This window comes from Microvirga sp. 2MCAF38, assembly GCF_052115485.1.
Classification (GTDB): domain Bacteria; phylum Pseudomonadota; class Alphaproteobacteria; order Rhizobiales; family Beijerinckiaceae; genus Microvirga.
Genome location: NZ_JBFRGU010000002.1, coordinates 465836 through 485810, shown reverse-complemented (window position 1 = coordinate 485810; position 19975 = coordinate 465836). Strand labels below are relative to the sequence as shown.

The window sequence follows — 19975 nt, the reverse complement described above, 5'->3', positions numbered from 1 at the left end:
TTGAAGATGGCCAAGATCATCGTTGACGGTACCGAGGTAGACGTTCCGCCGGAATTCACGCTGCTCCAAGCGGCGGAAGCGGCGGGCGCGGAGATTCCGCGTTTCTGCTTCCATGAACGTCTCTCGATCGCCGGCAATTGCCGCATGTGTCTCGTCGAGGTGAAGGGCGCTCCGAAGCCGGTTGCGTCATGCGCCTGGGGCGTTCGCGATTGCCGTCCCGGCCCGAACGGCGAGCCGCCGGAAATTCTAACCAAGTCCGCGACGGTGAAGAAGGCGCGGGAAGGGGTGATGGAGTTCCTGCTCATCAACCACCCGCTCGATTGCCCGATCTGCGACCAGGGCGGCCAGTGCGACCTGCAGGATCAGGCCATGGCCTACGGCGTCGATACGACCCGTTACGAGGAAAACAAGCGCGCCGTTCCGGACAAGTATCTCGGCCCGCTGGTCAAGACCTCCATGAACCGGTGCATTCACTGCACCCGTTGCGTGCGCTTCACGACTGAGGTCGCGGGCGTATCCGATCTCGGCGCGATCTGGCGCGGCGAGGACATGGAGATCACGAGCTATCTCGAAAAGGCGATGGGCTCGGAGCTGCAGGCCAACGTGGCGGATCTCTGCCCCGTGGGCGCGCTCACCCACAAGCCGGAAGCGTTCCACTATCGTCCGTGGGAACTGAACAAGACCGATTCCGTCGACGTGATGGACGCGGTCGGCTCCTCGATCCGTGTCGACTCCCGTGGCCGCGAGGTCATGCGCATTCTGCCGCGTGTGAACGAGGCGGTGAACGAGGAATGGATCACCGACAAGGCCCGCCAGATCGTCGATGGCCTGCGCGTGCAGCGCCTCGACCGTCCCTTCGTGCGCGAGAACGGCAAGCTGCGTCCGGCCACGTGGCAGGAAGCCTTCGCCGTCATCGCAAACCGCGTGAAGGGCACCGTTCCGAAGCGCGTCGGCGCCATCGTCGGCGACCTTGCGGCAGTGGAAGAGACTTACGCGCTCAAGCTCCTCGTGCAGAGCCTGGGCGTGACGAATATCGATGCGCGTCAGGACGGCACGGTGCTGTCGCCGGCTTATGGCCGCGCGTCCTACCTGTTCAATTCGACCATCGCGGGCATCGAAGATGCGGACGCGATCCTCATCGTCGGCTCGAACCCGCGTCTGGAAGCTTCTCTTGTCAACGTGCGCATCCGCAAGCGTTGGCGCATGGCTCCGCCGCTCATTGGCTTGATCGGTGAGAATGTCGATCTGACCTATCCCCATGAGCATCTGGGCGCAGGCCCCGAGACGCTTGCCGACATCCTCGCCGGACGTCACAGCTTCGCCGAGAAGCTGAAGGGCGCGAAGAAGCCTCTCATCATCGTCGGCCAGGGCGCTCTGGCCCGTCCCGACGGTCTCGCGATCCTCTCATTCGCCGCGCAGCTTGCACGCAGCGTCGGTGCTGTCGCGGAAGGCTGGAACGGATTTTCGATCCTCCACACCGCCGCGTCCCGCGTCGGCGCGCTCGATCTCGGCTTCGTGCCGGGTGAGGGTGGCTTGACCGCGCGCGAGATGGCGAGTGGCGGCGTCGACGTGCTGTTCAATCTCGGCGCTGACGAGATCGACGTGGCTCCCGGTGCTTTCGTGATCTACCAGGGCACTCATGGCGACCGTGGCGCGCACCGCGCCGACGTGATCCTGCCCGGCGCGACCTACACGGAAAAGTCCGGCACTTACGTGAACACGGAAGGCCGCGCGCAGATGGCCAACCGCGCCGCTTTCGCTCCGGGCGATGCGCGCGAGGATTGGGCGATCCTGCGGGCGCTCTCCGACGTGCTCGGCCAGCGCCTGCCGTTCGACTCGCTCAACGCGCTTCGCGCCAAGCTCTATGCCGAGCATCCGCACTTCGCGGAGCTCGACAGCATTACGGCGACCGATACGGCGCAGGCTGTGCAGGCTCTCGCAGGGATCGGCGGCACGCCGGGCCGCGAGGCTTTCCAGAGCCCTGTCACCGATTTCTATCTCACGAACCCGATCGCCCGCGCGTCCGGTGTCATGGCCGAGTGCTCCGCGCTCGCGCGCCATGTCCGGCTCGAGGCGGCCGAGTAAGAGGAACCGACAATGGAACTCGGAGATCTTCTCCTCTCTCTGGCGATCATCCTGGGCAAGAGCCTGCTCCTGCTCGTGGCTCTTCTCGTCTTCATCGCCTATGCGCTTCTTGCCGACCGCAAGATCTGGGCGGCGGTGCAGCTGCGGCGCGGCCCGAACGTGGTCGGCCCGTGGGGCCTGCTGCAATCCTTCGCGGATTTGTTGAAGTTCGTGCTGAAGGAGCCGGTGATCCCGGCTCCCGCCAACAAAGGCATGTTCCTTCTGGCGCCGCTTCTCACCTGTACGCTGGCGCTCGCCGCCTGGGCGGTCATTCCGCTCAACGCAGGCTGGGCCATCGCCAACATCAATGTGGGCGTCCTCTACATTTTCGCGATCTCGTCGCTCGGCGTTTACGGCGTCATCATGGGTGGTTGGGCCTCGAATTCGAAATACGCTTTCCTCGGCGCGCTGCGCTCGGCGGCGCAGATGGTGTCCTACGAGGTCTCGATCGGCTTCGTGATCGTGACCGTACTCATGTGCGCGGGTACGCTGAACCTGTCGGGCATTGTGGAGGCGCAGGATACGCGCTTCGGCATTCTCGGCTGGTACTGGCTGCCGCTGCTCCCGATGTTCGTGGTGTTCTTCGTCTCTGCGCTGGCGGAGACGAACCGTCCGCCCTTCGATCTGTCGGAAGCGGAATCGGAGCTCGTGGCGGGTTACATGGTCGAATATTCCTCGACCCCGTATCTTCTCTACATGCTCGGCGAATATGTCGCGATCATCACCATGTGCGCGCTGGGCACCATCATGTTCCTGGGCGGCTGGCTGTCGCCGATCCCCTTCGCGCCCTTTACCTGGGTGCCGGGCGTGATCTGGTTCGTTCTTAAGGCAAGCTTCCTGTTTTTCCTTTTCGCCATGGCGAAAGCCATGGTGCCGCGTTATCGCTATGACCAACTCATGCGCCTGGGCTGGAAGGTGTTCCTGCCGCTCTCGCTGATCATGGTCATCGTGGTTGCCGCCGTCTTGATGGCGTTCGGCCTCGCGCCGGGCATGCAATAAGGAGACCGGTTCATGAGACTCGATCAGGTCGCAAAGTCGCTTCTCTTGAAGGAATTCGTGTCGGGGTTCTTCCTCGCCATGCGCTATTTCTTCAAGCCCAAAGCCACCATCAACTATCCTTTCGAGCTGAGCCATCGCGGGCCGCGCTTTCGCGGCGAGCATGCGCTGCGCCGCTATCCCAACGGGGAAGAGCGCTGCATCGCGTGCAAGCTGTGCGAGGCCATCTGCCCAGCTCAGGCCATCACGATCGAGGCGGGTCCGCGCCGTAACGACGGCACGCGCCGCACCACCCGTTACGATATCGACATGGTGAAGTGCATCTATTGCGGTCTCTGCCAGGAGGCCTGCCCGGTGGATGCCATCGTCGAGGGGCCGAACCTGGAATTCTCGGTAGAGACTCGCGAAGAGCTTTACTACGACAAGGCCAAGCTTCTCGCGAACGGCGACCGGTGGGAGCGGGAGATCGCCCGCAACCTCGTGAAGACCGCGCCGTATCGGTAGTCGAATTTCCCTGCTCGCGAGGGCAGGGGTCAAGGTTTTCCTGCTCGTGAGGGCAGGGGTAAAGGTTTCTCTGCCCACGAGGGTAGGGAGTAAGCATGTCTCGGCGGGTTGTCCCGTCTGGATTTTAGAAACTATAGACGGGCCGCCGGTTTCCGGCGCCGCGTCGGAAGGGGCCGCTCCGGCGGCTGAGCTTGAAGCATGACGGTGACCGCCGCGTTCTTTTATCTGTTCTCGACCATCGCCATTGCCTCGGGCTTCATGGTGATCGCGTCGCGCAACCCCGTGCAATCAGTGCTCTTCCTCATCCTTGCCTTCGTCAACGCGGCGGGGCTCTTCCTGATGATGGGCGCGGAGTTCCTGGCGATGATCCTCGTCATCGTCTATGTGGGCGCGGTCGCGGTGCTGTTCCTCTTCGTCGTCATGATGCTCGACGTGGACTTCGCGGAACTGCGCCAGGGCTTCCTGCAATACCTGCCCATCGGCGCGCTGATCGGCATCGTGTTCCTGCTCGAACTCGTGCTCGTCATCGGCACCTATGTGGTGGATCCCCATCTCATCCACGCGACCACGGCACCCATTCCGCCGGCCGACGTGATGACCAACACCCAGGCCATCGGCCAGGTGCTCTACACCCGGTATTTCTACTTCTTCCAGGCGGCGGGCCTGATCCTTCTCGTGGCGATGATCGGCGCTATCGTGCTGACGCTTCGCGAGCGCACCGGCGTCAAGCGCCAGGATATCGCCAAGCAGAACGCGCGCACGCAGGAAACCGCTGTCGAAGTGCGGAAGGTTCCCTTCCGCCAGGGCGTCTGAGGAGCAAGCCATGGTTATCGGTCTCGGCCATTATCTCACCGTTGCCGCCGTGCTCTTCACGCTCGGCGTGTTCGGCATTTTCATCAACCGTAAGAACGTGATCGTCATCCTGATGTCGGTGGAGCTGATCCTGCTCGCCGTGAACATCAACATGGTCGCCTTCTCCACGCATCTGAACGACATCGTCGGCCAGGTCTTCGCCCTACTCATCCTCACGGTGGCGGCGGCGGAGGCGGCCATCGGCCTCGCCATTCTCGTGGTGTTCTTCCGCAACCGCGGCTCCATCGCGGTTGAAGACGTCAATATGATGAAGGGCTAAGCGAGCGGATCATGTATTACGCCATCGTCTTCCTGCCGCTCGTCGGCTTTCTCATCGCAGGTCTGTTCGGACGTGTGCTCGGCGCTCGCCCGAGCGAGCTGATCACCACCGCGCTGCTCTTCGTCGCCGCCGCGCTCTCCTGGGTCGCCTTCTTCCAGGTCGGCTTCGGCTCGGGCGCGACGCGGGTGCAGATTGCCCAGTGGTTCTCGTCCGGCGACCTCATGGTCGATTGGGCGCTGCGCATCGACACGCTGACGGCGGTGATGCTGATCGTCGTCAACACTGTATCGGCGCTCGTGCACCTCTACTCCATCGGCTACATGCACGAAGATGCGCATCGTCCGCGTTTCTTCGCATATCTCTCGCTTTTTACCTTCGCCATGCTCATGCTGGTGACGGCCGACAACCTCGTGCAGATGTTCTTCGGCTGGGAAGGCGTGGGCCTCGCAAGTTACCTGCTCATCGGCTTCTGGTACCAGAAGGAATCCGCGAACGCGGCCGCGATGAAGGCGTTCATCGTCAACCGCGTCGGCGATTTCGGCTTCCTGCTCGGCATCTTTCTCGTCTTCGTGCTGTTCAAGACGGTCAATTTCGACCAGATCTTCCCGCGCGTGGCCGAGTTCGAAAAGGCGCAGTTCCACTTCCTCGGATATGACTGGAACGCTCTGACTCTCGCCTGCCTGCTGCTCTTCATGGGCGCCATGGGCAAGTCGGCACAGTTCCTGCTGCACACATGGCTGCCGGACGCGATGGAAGGCCCGACCCCGGTCTCAGCGCTCATCCACGCCGCCACCATGGTGACGGCGGGCGTGTTCATGGTCGCGCGCCTGTCGCCGATCTTCGAATATGCGCCGGATGCGCTTATGGTTGTCACCGTCATCGGTGGCATCACAGCCTTCTTCGCAGCCACCGTCGGCCTCGTGCAGAACGACATCAAGCGCGTGATTGCGTATTCGACCTGTTCGCAGCTCGGCTACATGTTCGTGGCGCTCGGCGTCGGCGCTTATTCGGCGGGCGTGTTCCACCTGTTCACCCACGCCTTCTTCAAGGCACTGTTGTTCTTGGGCGCAGGCTCGGTCATCCACGCCATGCACCATGAGCAGGACATCCGCGCCATGGGCGGCCTACGCAAGTACATCCCGTTCACCACGGCGATGATGGCCATCGGCACGTTGGCGCTGACCGGCTTCCCGTTCACGGCGGGCTATTTCTCGAAGGATGCGGTCATCGAGGCGGCCTTCGCCGCGCATAGCTCGGCGGGCAACTTCGCGTTCGTGGCCACCGTCGTCGCCGCTTTCATGACCTCGTTCTATTCCTGGCGTCTGTTCTTCCTCACCTTCGAGGGCAAGGCGCGCTGGGGTCATGACCACGATCATCAGCCGAGCACCCATGAGGGCGCGGAGCATAATGTGAGCGGTCAGGACGCGAACCATGGCGCGCATGCCGCCCATGATGATCACGGGCATAGTGCTCACAAGCCGCATGAGAGCCCACTCGTCATGCTGATCCCGCTCTTGGTTCTCGCCATCGGTGCGGTCGTTGCGGGTGCCGCTTTCCAGAGCGCCTTCATCGGCCACGATTACGAGCACTTCTGGAAGGGCGCGATCTTCACTCGTCCCGACAACAAGATCCTCGAGGACATGCATCACCTGCCGGGTTGGGTGCCGCTGCTCCCGACGGTGATGATGGTGCTCGGCTTCGTGCTGGCGGTGTGGATGTATCTCATCGACACCAAGAAGCCGGTGCAGCTCGCGGCGGATCACCCGATCCTGTACCGCTTCCTGCTCAACAAGTGGTATTTCGACGAGCTGTACGACGCGATCTTCGTGCGTCCGACGCTCGCTCTCGGCCGCTTCCTGTGGCGCACGGGTGACGGGAAGATCATCGACGGGCTCGGGCCTGACGGTGTCTCGGCCCGCGTTCTCGACGTCACGCGCGGCGTGGTGCGGGTGCAGACCGGCTACCTCTATCACTATGCCTTCGCCATGCTGATCGGCGTTGCGGCACTCGTTACCTATTACCTCTTCAGGGGAGCACACTGATGCTCGGCTTCGGCATCCTCTCCGGACTTCTCGTCCTGCCCCTCGTCGGGGCGGCCTTCATCCTGACGCTTCGCGGCGACAGCGAGGCGGCGCGCTCCAATGCGCGCTGGGCGGCGCTGGCGACCACAATCGTCACCTTCCTGCTATCGCTGGTGGCCTGGAGCCGCTTCGATACCGGAAGCTCCGCCTTCCAGCTTGTAGAGACCCATGCGTGGCTCTCCGAGACCATCCGCTTCAAGCTCGGCGTGGATGGCTTCTCGATGCCGTTCATTCTGCTGACCACGTTCCTGATGCCGTTCTGCATCCTGGCCTCGTGGGAATCGATCACGCATCGGGTGAAGGAATACTTCGTCGCCTTCCTCGTGCTCGAAACCACCATGATCGGCGTGTTCGAGGCGCTCGATCTGGTGCTGTTCTACCTGTTCTTCGAAGCAGGCCTCATTCCGATGTTCCTCATCATCGGCATCTGGGGCGGCAAGCGCCGCATCTATGCGAGCTTCAAGTTCTTTCTCTACACGCTGCTCGGCTCCGTGCTGATGCTGCTCGCCATCATGGCGATGTACTGGGCGGCTGGCACCACCGACATTCCGACCCTGCTCACCTTCAAGTTCGGCGCGCAGGTGCAGCTCTGGCTATGGCTCGCCTTCTTCGCCTCATTTGCGGTGAAGATGCCCATGTGGCCGGTTCATACCTGGCTGCCCGACGCGCACGTGGAGGCGCCGACGGCGGGCTCGGTGATCCTGGCGGGTATTCTCCTGAAGATGGGCGGCTACGGCTTCATCCGTGTGTCGCTGCCCATGTTTCCGGAGGCGTCGCAATACTTCGCGCCGTTCGTCTATGCGCTCTCGGTCGTCGCCATCATCTACACCTCGCTCGTGGCGCTGGTGCAGGAGGACATGAAGAAGCTCATCGCCTATTCGTCCGTGGCGCATATGGGCTTCGTGACCATGGGGATTTTCTCCATGACCACGCAGGGCGTGCAGGGAGCCATGTTCCAGATGGTTTCGCACGGCCTCGTCTCCGGCGCGCTCTTCCTCTGTGTGGGCGTGGTCTACGACCGCATGCACACCCGCGATATCAAGGCCTATGGCGGTCTCGTTACACGCATGCCGCTCTATGCGGTGGCGTTCATGATATTCACCATGGCCAATGTGGGCCTGCCCGGCACCTCGGGCTTCGTCGGCGAGTTCCTGTCGCTGATGGGCGCGTTCCGGTCCAATCCGTGGGTGGCGTTCTTCGCGTCCTCGGGCGTGATCCTGTCGGCGGCCTATGCGCTCTGGCTCTATCGCCGCGTCGTTTACGGCGTGCTCGATAAGCCTGCGCTGCAGGACATCATGGATCTCAACCGTCGCGAGATCATCACGCTCGCTCCGCTTGTCCTTCTCGTCATCTATTACGGCGTCCAGCCCGGCCCGATCCTCGATGCGTTCGCCGCACCGACGGATGCGCTCCTCAGGAGCTACGAGGCAGCGCTCGCCACCGTGAAGACGGCCGCTCTGGTCGCGCATTGAGGTCATGATGAATAACGTCTTCGCCATTCCCTCATTCGCTCCCGCGCTGCCGGAAATCATCCTGGCGGCGGGCGTTCTGGTTCTGGTTCTCGTGGGCGCGCTACGCGGCGAGAAGTCGGCCGGCACGGTGAATGCCATCGCGCTCGCTCTTCTGGCGGTTGCCTTCGTTGCCGTGCTCATGCTCCCGTCCGGACGGGTGGAGACCATGAACGGCTCCTTCGTGGTCGACGGCTTCGCCAAGTTCATGAAGACGCTGACGCTGCTCGGCTCCATCGGCGGCATCATCCTCTCGGCTGATTTCATGCGCCGGGAAGGCATTGCGCGCTTCGAGTATCCGATCCTCATCGTGCTCGCGACCATCGGCATGCTGATGGTGATTTCGGCGAACGACCTGATCGCGCTCTATCTCGGCCTCGAACTGCTCAGCCTCTCGTCCTACGTGATCGCGGCTTTCGACCGGGACAACGTGCGCTCGACGGAAGCGGGCCTGAAGTACTTCGTCCTCGGCGCGCTCTCATCTGGCATGCTGCTCTACGGGGCGTCGCTGGTCTATGGTTTCACGGGCACCGTATCCTTCCCCGGCCTCGCCAAGGTGCTGTCGGGCGAAGTCGGCACCGGGGTGATTTTCGGTCTGGTATTCGTCGCTGCCGGTGTGGCGTTCAAGATCTCCGCCGTGCCGTTCCACATGTGGACGCCGGACGTCTATGAAGGCTCGCCGACCCCAGTCACGGCCTTCTTCGCCGCTGCTCCCAAGATGGCGGGCATGGCCATGGCCACGCGCCTGTTCATCGGCGCGTTCCCCGGCATCACCGGCCAGTGGCAGCAGATCATCGTCTTCATCTCGCTCGCCTCCATGATCCTCGGTGCGTTCGCCGCCATCGGGCAGGTCAACCTCAAGCGCCTGATGGCCTATTCGTCCATCGCCAATGTGGGCTACGCGCTGATCGGTCTGGCCTCCGGCACGCCGGAAGGCATCCAGGGGGTTGCCGTCTACATGGCGATCTATCTCGCCATGACGCTCGGCGCTTTCGCCTGCATCCTGTCGCTTCGCCGCGGCAACGTGATGTTCGAGAAGATCAGCGATCTGTCGGGCATCGCCCGCACGCATCCGGTCATCGCGTTCTGCCTTGCGATGATGATGTTCTCCATGGCGGGCATTCCGCCGCTTGCCGGCTTCTTCGCGAAGTTCGCGGTGTTCAACGCCGCGATCAAGGCGAACCTCGTGACGCTCGCGGTCATCGGCGTGATCACGAGCGTGGTGGGTGCTTACTACTATCTGCGCATCGTGAAGGTCATGTATTTCGACGAGCCCGGCGAGCGTTACGACGCCATGCCGGTCGGCGTGAAGTTCGTGCTCGCGGTGTCCAGCCTGTTCGTCGTCCTGTTCGGCCTCGTGCCCGCACCGCTGGTCTCGGCGGCGGGAGCTGCGGCGCGCTCCCTGTTCTGACGTGCTGTTATCGACGGAAACAGAGAGACTAAATTATCGGCTCATTTCGTTAAGCGAGACGGGTTCGACGAACGACGACGCGGTGGAAGCTGCAAAGTCCGGCGATCCGGGGCAGCTCTGGATCGTCACCGAGCAGCAGAACGCGGGCAGGGGGCGGCACGGCCGGCAATGGTCGTCGCCTCCCGGCAATCTCTACGCGAGCCTGTTGCTTCTCGATCCGTGCGAGGTCGCGGATGCCGCTCAACTCGGGTTCATTGCAGGGCTCGCCCTGCATGAAGCCGTGGAGGCGGCGACGGGCGTATCCGCGCCGCGCCTTGCCCTGAAATGGCCGAACGATCTTCTTCTCGACGGAGCGAAGCTCGCAGGGCTTCTTCTCGAAGGGCACCGGGTGGGGGCGGCGGGTAATCTCGCCATCGTCATCGGCATGGGCGTGAACGTGGCACATTCGCCGACCGGCACGCCGTACCCGACGGCGAAGCTTCAGGCGATCAAGCCCGATCTGACCCGCGAGGCTCTGTTTCTGGCGCTCTCGGACGCCTTCGCCCGGACGTATTCCGCCTGGCGCGCGGCGCGCCGTGCCAACCCCGCCGATTCCTTCGGCGCGATCCGCCGTCTGTGGCTGGAGCGCGCAGCGGGGATCGGCACGGAAGTGACCCTGCGCCTGCCTACCGGCGAGAAGCAGGGAATTTTCGAAAGCCTCGACCGTTCGGGGCGTCTTCAATTGAAAACCGCGCGGGGACTGGAAGTCGTCGACGCGGGCGACTTATATCTCTCCAACTTGGCAATTGGGGCCGAGCTGAAATCTAGAGCATGATCGGAACAAGTGGGAACCGGTTGTTCGCCCGGATCATGCGCAAGCAAAGAAACGAGAGCTCGATCATGTTTCAAAGAGACATGATCGAGCTTTAGCCCGACAGGACATTGATTTAATGGCATCCGCCAACGACGAACTTGTTTTCGCGCCGCTCGGCGGCCTGGGCGAAATCGGGATGAATGCGGCCCTTTACGGCTTCGGTCCCGAGCAGAACCGCCAATGGATCCTTGTCGATTGCGGCATGGGATTTGGCGGCGAGGAGCACCTTCCCGGCATCGACGTGGTCTATCCGGATCTGCGCTTCATCGAAGAAGAGCGTCACAATCTGCTCGGCATCTTCATCACGCACGCGCACGAGGACCATATCGGCGCGCTGGTCGAGATGTGGCCGCGCCTGCGCGCGCCGGTCTATGCCACGCGCTTCGCCACGGGCCTTCTCGAAACGCGCCGCCTCTCCGAGCCCGGCGCGCCGAAGATCGACTTGAAGGAGATCAAGCCCGGACAACGCATCAAGCTCGGTCCGTTCGACATCGAATATGTGCCGGTGGCGCATTCGATTCCGGAATCGAACGCGGTTGCGATCCGCACGCCCCATGGGCTCGTGGTTCATACCGGCGACTGGAAGCTCGATCCGACCCCCTATCTCGGCAGCCTTACCTCGGAAGAAACCTTCCGCGCCCTTGGCGACGAAGGCGTGCTGGCGCTGATCTGCGATTCCACCAACGTCGTTCGCGAAGGCACAAGCCCGAGCGAAGCGGATGTGGCGAGTCATCTGGCGGAACTGATCAAGACCGCGCCGCACCGCGTCGCCGTCACCACCTTCGCCTCCAATGTCGCGCGCATCCGCTCGGTGGCGGAAGCCGCGCGGGAGGCGGGCCGCGAGGTCGTCGTCGTCGGCCGCGCCATGGATCGGGTCGCGGATGTGGCGCGCGAATGCGGCTTCCTCGAAGGCCTGCCGGATTTCCGCACGCCGGACAATTACGGCTATCTCCCGCGCGATAAGGTCGTCGCCATCCTCACCGGCTCGCAGGGTGAGCCGCGCGCCGCCATGGCGCGCATCGCGCAGGACGAGCATCCCGACATCGCACTCTCCAAAGGCGACCGGGTGATCTTTTCGTCGCGCGCCATTCCCGGAAACGAGAAGGCGGTCGGCGCGATCATCAACAGCCTCATCGAGCAGGGCATCGAGGTCATCACTGACCGCAACGGCCTCGTCCACGTCTCGGGCCATCCGCGTCGTGGCGAGCTGGCGCAGATGTATCAATGGACACGGCCCCGGATTGCCATTCCCGCTCACGGCGAGGCGCTGCATCTGGAAGAACACGCCCGCTTCGCCAGGGGCCTCGGCGTGAGCGAAGTCATTCGTGCCCGCAACGGCAATGTCGTCCGTCTCGCCCCTGGACCGGCGGAAGTGATCGACACCGTTCCCGCCGGACGCCTTTACCGTGACGGCAATCTCGTGATCCAGGCCAATGAGCGCGCCGTGCCGGAGCGCCGCAAACTGTCCTTCGCCGGACTTGTGAGCGCGGCCATCGCCCTCGAAGAGGATGGTGAGATTGCCGGCGATCCGATCATCGAAACCATGGGGTTGCCGAGCAAGACCCGTAGTGGTGAATCGTTCGATGAACTGATCGCCGATACTGTTTCCGAAGTGCTCGACGGCTTGTCGAAGGCTAAGCGCCGCGATTCCGATACCGTGGAGAACGCGGTCAAGCGCGCCATCCGCGCCAAGGTCAACGAGGCCTGGGGCAAGAAGCCCGCCTGCCATGTGCTGGTGGTCGAGGTATAAGCGGCTCAAGGTATCGAAGAGGGGAAGCGATGATCGGCCGTCTCAATCACGTCGCCATTGCCGTGCGCGACATCGCGGCAGCGTCGAAGATCTATCGGGGGATTATGGGCGCGGAGGTTTCCGCACCGGAGGCGTTGCCCGAACATGGTGTCACGGTCGTCTTCATCACGCTGCCGAATACGAAGATCGAGCTTCTGGAGCCGCTCGGAGTGGATTCCCCCATCGCCAAATTTCTCGAGAAGTCACCGGATGGCGGCATCCATCACATCTGCTACGAGGTGGCCGATATTCTGGCCGCGCGCGATCAGCTTACCCGGAGCGGAGCGCGCGTGCTCGGCTCAGGCGAGCCCAAGATCGGCGCGCACGGCAAGCCGGTGCTGTTTCTCCACCCCAAGGATTTCTGCGGAACGCTCGTGGAACTCGAGCAGGCATGAGGGCGCATTAAGTGGTTCGTTTCGTCAAATCGGTTGCGGCCTCGTTCTGGACCACGGCGGCTCTGATCGTCGTGGTCTCGGCGGCGGCGATCGCCATTTCGGTTCTGGCCTTCGATCTGCGCCTCAGTGGCGGAACAGGCCTTTATTTCGTCATCTGGTGGATCGCCCTTTTCGCGGTCCTGCCCTTCGGGGTCCGGGGACAGCATGAGACCGGGGAAGTGGTGAAGGGCACCGAGCCAGGCGCGCCGAGCTATCCGGCGCTTCGCGAAAAGGCGATCTGGAACACCTTCCTGTCGAGCGTGATCCTGGTCGTCGTGGCCGGCGTCTTGCCTCTGTCGGGGCTGTAGCCGCTCTCTGGAGACGCTTCGCCTTCGAGACGCTTCGCAGCCCTCAGAGTGAGGCTTGCCAGCCCGATAAGCCAAACGTCTCTTGTCGACATAGCTGGAAAAGAAAAAGCAAGGCTTTCGCCTTGCCTAAATGCCTTTTTGGCAATTTTCGGTTCCCGGCTTTTTGAGCCGTCGCCTGTGCTGGCGAACTGGGACCCTTATCCTCCCGAAACTCGGACCGCGGCCTCTGGCGCATTGACGTCTGAGACATTCAGTGGAGAGTTTATAAACGCGTTAACAGAATGTGTCACCACTTTTTGGGCACTGTCTGGCGCGAAATTCGGCATATATCGTATTGATCTTTCGTCTAATGAACTGCGCGAACGCCCGAGAATATTGATCCCGGCTTGTCTTTTGGGTGACGGCTGTGTTGTGTGCTTGGTTACGAGTCGCTGTCCAATTCCTACCTGATTCCGAAGGCGTTCCATGCGTTTGAGCCGTTACTTCCTGCCTATCCTCCGTGAAACGCCGAAAGAAGCGGAGATCGTCTCTCACCGCCTGATGCTGCGCGCCGGCATGATCCGCCAGGAATCGGCGGGTCTTTACGCCTGGCTGCCCCTGGGCCTCAAGGTCCTGAACAAGGTCAACGCCATCATCCGGGAAGAGCAGAATCGCTCGGGCGCGGTGGAACTTCTGATGCCGACGATCCAGTCGGCGGATCTGTGGCGCGAATCGGGCCGTTACGACGCCTACGGCAAGGAAATGCTGCGCATCAAGGACCGGCATGAGCGCGAGATGCTCTACGGCCCGACCAACGAGGAAATGATCACGGAGATCTTCCGGGGTTATGTGCGGTCCTACAAGGACCTGCCGATGAACCTCTATCACATCCAGTGGAAGTTCCGGGACGAGGTCCGCCCGCGCTTCGGCGTGATGCGTTCGCGCGAGTTCCTGATGAAGGACGCCTATTCGTTCGACCTCGATCAGGCCGGCGCGCGCCACTCCTACAACAAGATGTTCGTGGCCTACCTTCGCACCTTCGCCCGCATGGGCCTGAAGGCGATCCCGATGAAGGCCGATACGGGCCCCATCGGCGGCGACTTGAGCCACGAGTTCATCATTCTGGCCTCGACGGGCGAGAGCGAGGTGTTCTGCCACAAGGATTATCTCAATTTCGATGCCCCCAAAGCCGACACCGATTTCGACAACGTGCCGGGGCTCCAGAGCACCGTGGACAAGTGGACCTCGCTCTATGCGGCCACTTCCGAGATGCACGAAGCCGCCGCTTTCGACAGCTTGCCGGACGACAAGAAGGTCTCCGCGCGCGGCATCGAGGTCGGCCATATTTTCTACTTCGGCACCAAGTATTCGAAGCCCATGGGGGCGAAGGTCATGGGTCCGGACGGGCAGGAACACGAGGTTCATGGTGGCTCTTACGGCATCGGCCCGAGCCGTTTGGTTGCCGCGATCATCGAAGCGAGCCATGACGAGAACGGCATCGTATGGCCCGACGCCATCGCGCCCTTCGATGTAGCGGTGCTCAATTTGAAGGCAGGCGATGCGGCCACCGATGACGCCTGCGAGAAGCTCTATCGCGAGCTTTCCGCCGCCGGTCGCGACGTGCTCTATGACGATCGTGACGAGCGACCCGGCGCGAAATTCGCCACCGCCGATCTCATTGGCATTCCGTGGCAGGTCGTCATCGGTCCGAAGAGCCTCGCGGAAGGCAATGTGGAACTGAAGCGCCGCGCCACGGGTGAGAAGGAGGTTCTGCCTCTTGCCGATGTGGTGACACGTTTGACGAAGAACGCATAACGGACCCGATGGCTGGCGAAACACCCTCATCGACGAAGCCTTTCGCGCCCTTCGAGTGGATGATCGCGGGACGCTATCTGCGCACCCGCCGTCGCGAGGGTTTCGTGTCGGTGATCGCCGGCTTTTCGTTCCTCGGCATCATGCTGGGCGTCGCGACGCTGATCGTCGTGCTCTCGGTCATGAACGGCTTTCGCAAGGAGATGCTCAACAAGATTGTCGGCATCAACGGCCATATCTTCGTCGCGCCGATGGATTCGCCGCTGACCGATTACGCGGAGGTGGCCAAACGCATCTCCGCTGTGCCGGGTGTGAAGCTCGCCATTCCGCTGGTCGAGGGCCAGGCCTTCGGCTCGTCACCCTATGGCGGTAGCGGTGTGCTGGTGCGCGGCATTCGCGCCGAGGACCTGAAGAAGGTCCACACCATCGCGGCCAATATCCGTCAGGGCACGCTCGACGATTTCGATACGAGCGAAGGCGTCGCCATCGGCCAGCGCTTATCGGAATCGCTCTCCGTGCAGGCGGGCGATACCTTCACGCTCATCACGCCGCGCGGCGCATCGACGCCGTTCGGCACCGCGCCGCGCGTGAAGGGCTATCCGGTGAGAGCGGTGTTCGAGATCGGCATGTCCGAATTCGATGCGACCTTCGTGTATTTGCCTTTGAGCGAAGCGCAGAGTTATTTCAATCGGCAGGGCGATGTGAACGTCATCGAGGTCTATCTCGATAACGCCGACAAGGTGGACGAAGCTCGCGCAGCCATCGAGGAGGCGGCTGGACGCCCGATCCTCATGACCGACTGGCGGCAGCGCAATCGCAGCTTCTTCGGTGCGCTCCAGGTGGAGCGAAACGTGATGTTCATGATCCTCACGCTGATCGTGCTCGTCGCGGCGCTCAACATCATTTCCGGCCTCATCATGCTCGTGAAGGACAAGTCGAGCGATGTGGCGATCCTGCGCACCATGGGCGCGACGCGCGGCACGATCATGCGCGTGTTCTTCATCACGGGCGCGTCGATCGGCTTCGTCGGCACGGTGGCCGGCTTCCTGCTCGGCCTCGTCTTCACCTTCAATATTCAGCGGATCCAGCGCTTCCTCTCCTGGATCCTGAACCGCGACTTGTGGGACCCGACCGTGCGCTTTCTTTCGGAGGTTCCGGCGGAGATCAATACGGGCGAGGTCATCACCGTGCTCACCATGGCGCTGGTGCTGTCACTGATCGCCACCCTCTACCCGTCCTGGCGGGCGGCGAAGCTCGATCCGGTCGAGGCGTTGCGGTACGGATAATCCATGACCAATCAGGCTCATCCCGCTCTGCATCTTGCCCAAGTCGAGCGCCGGTACCCGCAAGGGGAGGGCTTTCTCGAAGTGTTGCGCGGCGCCGATCTCGCGATCTGGCCGGGCGAGATCGTGGCGCTCATCGCGCCTTCCGGCACCGGTAAATCGACGCTTCTGCACGTGGCGGGACTTCTCGAGAAGCCCGATGGGGGCGAGGTCTATGTGGGTGGCCAGCCGACCGCCGGAATGAACGATGCCGCGCGCACGCGCCTGCGCCGGGAGGAGCTCGGTTTTGTCTACCAGTTCCATCACCTGCTGCCCGAATTCTCCGCGTTGGAAAACGTCGTTATCCCGCAACTCGTGCGCGGGCTGCCGAAGGCGGAGGCGCAAGAGCGCGCGTCGCAGATCCTCACCTTCCTCGGCCTCGGTCCGCGCCTGACGCACCGCCCCGGCGAACTCTCCGGCGGCGAGCAACAGCGTGTTGCGATTGCGCGCGCGGTCGCCAACGCGCCGCGCCTTCTTCTTGCCGACGAGCCGACCGGAAATCTCGACCCGCAGACGGCCGACCGCGTATTCCAGACGCTGGTCTCCATCGTGCGCGCCTCGCGTCTCGCGGCTCTGATCGCGACGCACAATCTGGAACTCGCCGCTCGTATGGATCGGCGGGTCACGATCCGCGACGGACAGATCGTCCAACTGCGCTGAGGGCGGCGCCGCTCACATTCTCGTGCTCTCTGTGACCGGCACAGGTCTGCAACTGTCACATGGTATTCGGCGTTTCTTTAAATCTCGCGAGTGCGGGCTTAAAGAAGGGTTTGACCATGAAACGGCATCTTGTCCTAACCACCATTCTGACATGCGCGGCAGGGCTCGTCTTCCTTACGCATTCGAATCCGGCGTCGGCACTGACGATGCAAGAATGCAGCACGAAATATAAGGCGGCTCAGACGGCCGGAACGCTCGGCACGATGAAGTGGAATGATTTTCGGAAGGCGGAGTGCGGGGCAAGCGCTGCCATGCCTGCAACGCCCGCTGCGCCTCCCGCAACGACGCAGAGTACGGCTCCTGCGGCACAGCCGAGAGCGGCCACGAAGCCTGTCATTCCGGCCCCCATGGGTAACGCCACGTTCCCGTCGGCCGTCTCCACCAAGTATTCGACCGAGTCGGCCGGAAAGGCCCGGATGCATACCTGTCTCGATCAGTACAAAGCCAATCAGGCGTCAGGTGGAGCGGCCAATGGCGGCTTGAAGTGGATCCAGAAGGGCGGCGGTTACTATTCGCAGTGCAACGCTCACCTGAAGGGCTGAGCGTACGTCGCCTGAAAAGGCCTCACCCTCGAACGATCTTTCGGGATCGTCGGAGACGGTGAGGCCGGTCAGGCTTTCGGGCTAGCTCAAATTCTTCTTCAGGAATGTAATGGTGCGGCTCCAGGCCAGATCTGCAGCTGGCTTGTCGTAGCGGGGGCTCGTGTCGTTGTTGAAGGCGTGGTTCGCGCCTTCATATTTATGGATCTCGTAAGTCTTGCCCGCCTGTTTCAGAGCTGCCTCGTAAGCGGGAATGCCTGCATTGATGCGCTCGTCCAGGCCCCCATAGTGCAAGAGCAGCGCTGCGTGGATCTTGGCGACGTCCTCGGGCTTCGGTTGGCCGCCGTAATAGGCGACGCCGGCTGAGAGGTCCGGGTCCGCCACAGCGAGGTTGTTGACCGCGCCGCCGCCCCAGCAGAAGCCCACAGCACCGACCTTGCCGTTGCTATCCGGGCTGGTCTTCAAATAGGCCACAGCTGCTTTGCTGTAAGCGGTGATATCGGCGGGCTTGAGCTGGCCGATCATGTCGCGGCCCTTGTCCTCATCCTCCGGCGTTCCGCCCATGGGCGAGAGGTAATCCAGGCCGAGCGCGAGGAAGCCTTCAGCCGCGAGGCGGCGGGTCACGTCCTTGATGTGCGGGTTGAGACCCCGGTTCTCGTGAATCACGAGAACGGCGGGAAGCTTACCGCCCGTCTTCGGTTTGACGAGATACCCCTTCAGGTTCGGTACGCCCGGGATATCGACCATCTGTGCGGTGATGCGAGGATCGGTTTCTGAAATGGTTTGCGCCTGCGCGTAGTCGTTCTGCAGGACGCCGAGAAGGGCTGTTGCCGCTGCCGTGCCGCCGGCGAGTGTCGCCAGACGGTCGAGAAACGCGCGACGGCTCATGCCGCCGTGGGTGAAATCGTCGTAGAGATTGATGATCTGCTGATCCATGTCCGGCTCCCGGGAGGCCGACAAGGATAGCGTTCTCTCAGGAGACGTCCATCCCACTCCCCACACCGGTCGCGGTGCCCTTTTTCTTGGAAACACGATGGCCCGACATTTCCGCTCCCGCTTGCGGATGAAGTCCCAGAAAAAGGAAGCCCGACATGGCCGAGATGACGGCGACGGTCCAGAAAGCCGGTCCGAAATCCGAGGCCTGGATTGTCTCGTGACCGTGGAAGCGCCCGCTGGTTTCGAGTGCGAAGGCGCCGATGGCAACGCCTAGGCTGAGGGCCAGTTGCTGCGCAACGGCGGACAAGCTTGTGGCGTAGCTCATATCCCGGTTCGAGATATCGGCAAAAGCGATGGCGTTGAGGCTCGTAAATTGCAGCGAGCGGAAACAGCCGCCGATCAGCAGCACGCTCATGATGAACCAATAGGGCGTCGTCTCGGTGAAGAAGCCATTGAGCGCAAGGAAGCCGGCCGCGATGAAGGCGTTTGCGGTCAGCACCAGGCGAAAGCCCACCTTCTCCAAAATTTTCTTCGCCATCGTCTTCATGAACAATGCGCCGACCGCTGCAACGAAGGTCAGCGATCCCGATTGCAGCGGGTTCAGGCCGAAGCCGAGCTGCAGCATGAGGGGCAGCAGGAACGGAATCGAGCCGATGCCTATACGAAACAGCGAGCCTGCGACGACGCTGGTACGGAAGGTCTGGATGCGCAACAAGCCCAGTTGCAGCACGGGGTGAGGCGTGCGCCGGGCATGGGCGACATAGAGCACCACGCAGATCGTCCCGACGATAATGCAGCCGATGGATATCGATTCCGGGATGAGATGCCGTCCGCCGGAGGCAAAGCCCAGCATCAGCAAAGCCAACCCGAAACCGGAGAGCAAGAAGCCGATATAGTCGAGCGGAGGGGTATCGGCCTCTCTGATGTCGGGGACGTATTTTGTCGCAAGCACCATCCCGAGGAGGCCGATGGGGATGTTGATGAAAAAGATCCAGCGCCAATCCCAATAGGTGGTGATGAAGCCGCCGAGCGGGGGACCGAGGACCGGGCCGACGAGAGCGGGAATGGTCAAGGTCGCGAGCGCCTGGACGATCTCGTTGCGCGGCACGCTGCGCAGGATCACGAGGCGGCCGACCGGCACCATCATCGCGCCGCCCATGCCTTGCAGGAAGCGGGCGAAGACGAACCCTTCGAGCGATGTCGCCCCGGCGCAAGCCAGCGATCCCACCATGAACACGCCGATGGCGGCGCGGAAGATCGTCTTCGCGCCGAACTTATCGGCCATCCAGCCGGATATCGGAATGAAGATGGCGAGGCTGACGAGATAGGAGGTGAGGGCAAGCTTGAGCGCGATCGGGTCTTCGCCCAGGTCCTGCGCGATCATCGGCAACGAGGTCGCGATGACCGTTGAATCCGTGTTCTCCATGAACAAAGCAGTGGCGATGATCAGAGGGAGAAGACGTGTTTGGCGCATAACCCGACGCACTTATCCTTACAGCACCTCCTTGACCAGAGCTTATATGCACG

18 protein-coding genes are annotated in these 19975 nt (G+C 62.4%); 16 read left to right on the top strand and 2 right to left on the bottom strand.

Annotated elements, in window-relative coordinates:
* Positions 1 to 6 precede the first annotated feature (6 nt).
* From nuoG to AB4072_RS06700, 16 genes are all read left to right on the top strand, one after another.
* On the top strand, positions 7 to 2085 hold the full coding sequence (gene nuoG / locus AB4072_RS06775; protein ID WP_441966500.1) for an NADH-quinone oxidoreductase subunit NuoG: 2079 nt from the start codon (positions 7 to 9) through the stop codon (positions 2083 to 2085).
* Positions 2086 to 2097: 12 nt separating this feature from the next.
* On the top strand, positions 2098 to 3123 hold the full coding sequence (gene nuoH, locus AB4072_RS06770) for an NADH-quinone oxidoreductase subunit NuoH (RefSeq protein ID WP_441966498.1): 1026 nt from the start codon (positions 2098 to 2100) through the stop codon (positions 3121 to 3123).
* A gap of 12 nt (positions 3124 to 3135) precedes the next feature.
* Positions 3136 to 3624, top strand: coding sequence for an NADH-quinone oxidoreductase subunit NuoI (nuoI, locus tag AB4072_RS06765; protein ID WP_441966496.1), 489 nt, complete (start codon positions 3136 to 3138; stop codon positions 3622 to 3624).
* Between the two features lie 198 nt (positions 3625 to 3822).
* Entirely contained in the window at positions 3823 to 4437 is a 615-nt protein-coding gene (locus AB4072_RS06760; RefSeq protein ID WP_441966494.1) for an NADH-quinone oxidoreductase subunit J, read from the top strand.
* Between the two features lie 10 nt (positions 4438 to 4447).
* On the top strand, positions 4448 to 4756 hold the full coding sequence (gene nuoK / locus AB4072_RS06755) for an NADH-quinone oxidoreductase subunit NuoK (RefSeq protein WP_441966492.1): 309 nt from the start codon (positions 4448 to 4450) through the stop codon (positions 4754 to 4756).
* Between the two features lie 11 nt (positions 4757 to 4767).
* Positions 4768 to 6798 carry an NADH-quinone oxidoreductase subunit L gene (nuoL, locus tag AB4072_RS06750; protein ID WP_441966490.1) on the top strand — a complete coding sequence of 677 codons (2031 nt, stop codon included), beginning with the start codon at positions 4768 to 4770 and terminating at the stop codon, positions 6796 to 6798.
* A complete protein-coding gene (locus AB4072_RS06745) occupies positions 6798 to 8309 on the top strand; it encodes an NADH-quinone oxidoreductase subunit M (protein WP_441966489.1) in 1512 nt (503 codons plus the stop codon). The genes nuoL and AB4072_RS06745 overlap by 1 nt, the downstream gene beginning before the upstream one ends.
* Before the next feature lie 4 nt (positions 8310 to 8313).
* Positions 8314 to 9756, top strand: a complete 1443-nt coding sequence (gene nuoN, locus AB4072_RS06740) for an NADH-quinone oxidoreductase subunit NuoN (RefSeq protein WP_441966487.1) — start codon at positions 8314 to 8316, stop codon at positions 9754 to 9756.
* Position 9757: 1 nt separating this feature from the next.
* Positions 9758 to 10570 carry a biotin--[acetyl-CoA-carboxylase] ligase gene (locus tag AB4072_RS06735; RefSeq protein ID WP_441966485.1) on the top strand — a complete coding sequence of 271 codons (813 nt, stop codon included), beginning with the start codon at positions 9758 to 9760 and terminating at the stop codon, positions 10568 to 10570.
* A 115-nt stretch (positions 10571 to 10685) separates the two neighbouring features.
* On the top strand, positions 10686 to 12359 hold the full coding sequence (locus tag AB4072_RS06730; RefSeq protein ID WP_441966483.1) for a ribonuclease J: 1674 nt from the start codon (positions 10686 to 10688) through the stop codon (positions 12357 to 12359).
* A 29-nt stretch (positions 12360 to 12388) separates the two neighbouring features.
* Positions 12389 to 12793: a methylmalonyl-CoA epimerase gene (mce, locus tag AB4072_RS06725; RefSeq protein WP_441966482.1), complete on the top strand. Its 405-nt coding sequence runs from the start codon at positions 12389 to 12391 to the stop codon at positions 12791 to 12793.
* Between the two features lie 11 nt (positions 12794 to 12804).
* Positions 12805 to 13140 carry a DUF1467 family protein gene (locus AB4072_RS06720; protein ID WP_441966480.1) on the top strand — a complete coding sequence of 112 codons (336 nt, stop codon included), beginning with the start codon at positions 12805 to 12807 and terminating at the stop codon, positions 13138 to 13140.
* A 465-nt stretch (positions 13141 to 13605) separates the two neighbouring features.
* Complete coding sequence (gene proS, locus AB4072_RS06715; RefSeq protein ID WP_441966479.1) at positions 13606 to 14934, top strand: proline--tRNA ligase; 1329 nt, start codon at positions 13606 to 13608, stop codon at positions 14932 to 14934.
* A gap of 8 nt (positions 14935 to 14942) precedes the next feature.
* Positions 14943 to 16217: a lipoprotein-releasing ABC transporter permease subunit gene (locus tag AB4072_RS06710; RefSeq protein WP_441966477.1), complete on the top strand. Its 1275-nt coding sequence runs from the start codon at positions 14943 to 14945 to the stop codon at positions 16215 to 16217.
* 3 nt (positions 16218 to 16220) lie between these two features.
* A complete protein-coding gene (locus AB4072_RS06705) occupies positions 16221 to 16913 on the top strand; it encodes an ABC transporter ATP-binding protein (protein ID WP_441966475.1) in 693 nt (230 codons plus the stop codon).
* Between the two features lie 116 nt (positions 16914 to 17029).
* Positions 17030 to 17515: a hypothetical protein gene (locus AB4072_RS06700; RefSeq protein WP_441966473.1), complete on the top strand. Its 486-nt coding sequence runs from the start codon at positions 17030 to 17032 to the stop codon at positions 17513 to 17515.
* Positions 17516 to 17596: 81 nt separating this feature from the next.
* Here AB4072_RS06700 and AB4072_RS06695 read toward each other — a convergent pair whose 3' ends face one another.
* Both AB4072_RS06695 and AB4072_RS06690 read right to left on the bottom strand, forming a co-directional pair.
* Positions 17597 to 18448 carry a dienelactone hydrolase family protein gene (locus AB4072_RS06695; protein ID WP_441966471.1) on the bottom strand — a complete coding sequence of 284 codons (852 nt, stop codon included), beginning with the start codon at positions 18446 to 18448 and terminating at the stop codon, positions 17597 to 17599.
* A gap of 37 nt (positions 18449 to 18485) precedes the next feature.
* Positions 18486 to 19922, bottom strand: a complete 1437-nt coding sequence (locus AB4072_RS06690) for an MDR family MFS transporter (protein WP_441966469.1) — start codon at positions 19920 to 19922, stop codon at positions 18486 to 18488.
* Between the last annotated feature and the right edge of the window lie 53 nt (positions 19923 to 19975).

What these genes read in the sequence shown, in the direction of transcription:
- AB4072_RS06745 (WP_441966489.1), top strand. Translation starts at nt 6,798, where the DNA reads ATGCTCGGCTTCGGCATCCTCTCCGGACTTCTCGTCCTGCCCCTCGTC.
- proS (WP_441966479.1), top strand. Translation starts at nt 13,606, where the DNA reads ATGCGTTTGAGCCGTTACTTCCTGCCTATCCTCCGTGAAACGCCGAAA.
- nuoG (WP_441966500.1), top strand. Translation starts at nt 7, where the DNA reads ATGGCCAAGATCATCGTTGACGGTACCGAGGTAGACGTTCCGCCGGAA.
- AB4072_RS06760 (WP_441966494.1), top strand. Translation starts at nt 3,823, where the DNA reads ATGACGGTGACCGCCGCGTTCTTTTATCTGTTCTCGACCATCGCCATT.
- mce (WP_441966482.1), top strand. Translation starts at nt 12,389, where the DNA reads ATGATCGGCCGTCTCAATCACGTCGCCATTGCCGTGCGCGACATCGCG.
- AB4072_RS06690 (WP_441966469.1), bottom strand. Translation starts at nt 19,922, where the DNA reads ATGCGCCAAACACGTCTTCTCCCTCTGATCATCGCCACTGCTTTGTTC.
- nuoI (WP_441966496.1), top strand. Translation starts at nt 3,136, where the DNA reads ATGAGACTCGATCAGGTCGCAAAGTCGCTTCTCTTGAAGGAATTCGTG.
- AB4072_RS06700 (WP_441966473.1), top strand. Translation starts at nt 17,030, where the DNA reads ATGAAACGGCATCTTGTCCTAACCACCATTCTGACATGCGCGGCAGGG.
- nuoL (WP_441966490.1), top strand. Translation starts at nt 4,768, where the DNA reads ATGTATTACGCCATCGTCTTCCTGCCGCTCGTCGGCTTTCTCATCGCA.
- AB4072_RS06710 (WP_441966477.1), top strand. Translation starts at nt 14,943, where the DNA reads ATGGCTGGCGAAACACCCTCATCGACGAAGCCTTTCGCGCCCTTCGAG.
- AB4072_RS06730 (WP_441966483.1), top strand. Translation starts at nt 10,686, where the DNA reads ATGGCATCCGCCAACGACGAACTTGTTTTCGCGCCGCTCGGCGGCCTG.
- nuoK (WP_441966492.1), top strand. Translation starts at nt 4,448, where the DNA reads ATGGTTATCGGTCTCGGCCATTATCTCACCGTTGCCGCCGTGCTCTTC.
- AB4072_RS06705 (WP_441966475.1), top strand. Translation starts at nt 16,221, where the DNA reads ATGACCAATCAGGCTCATCCCGCTCTGCATCTTGCCCAAGTCGAGCGC.
- AB4072_RS06695 (WP_441966471.1), bottom strand. Translation starts at nt 18,448, where the DNA reads ATGGATCAGCAGATCATCAATCTCTACGACGATTTCACCCACGGCGGC.
- nuoH (WP_441966498.1), top strand. Translation starts at nt 2,098, where the DNA reads ATGGAACTCGGAGATCTTCTCCTCTCTCTGGCGATCATCCTGGGCAAG.
- nuoN (WP_441966487.1), top strand. Translation starts at nt 8,314, where the DNA reads ATGATGAATAACGTCTTCGCCATTCCCTCATTCGCTCCCGCGCTGCCG.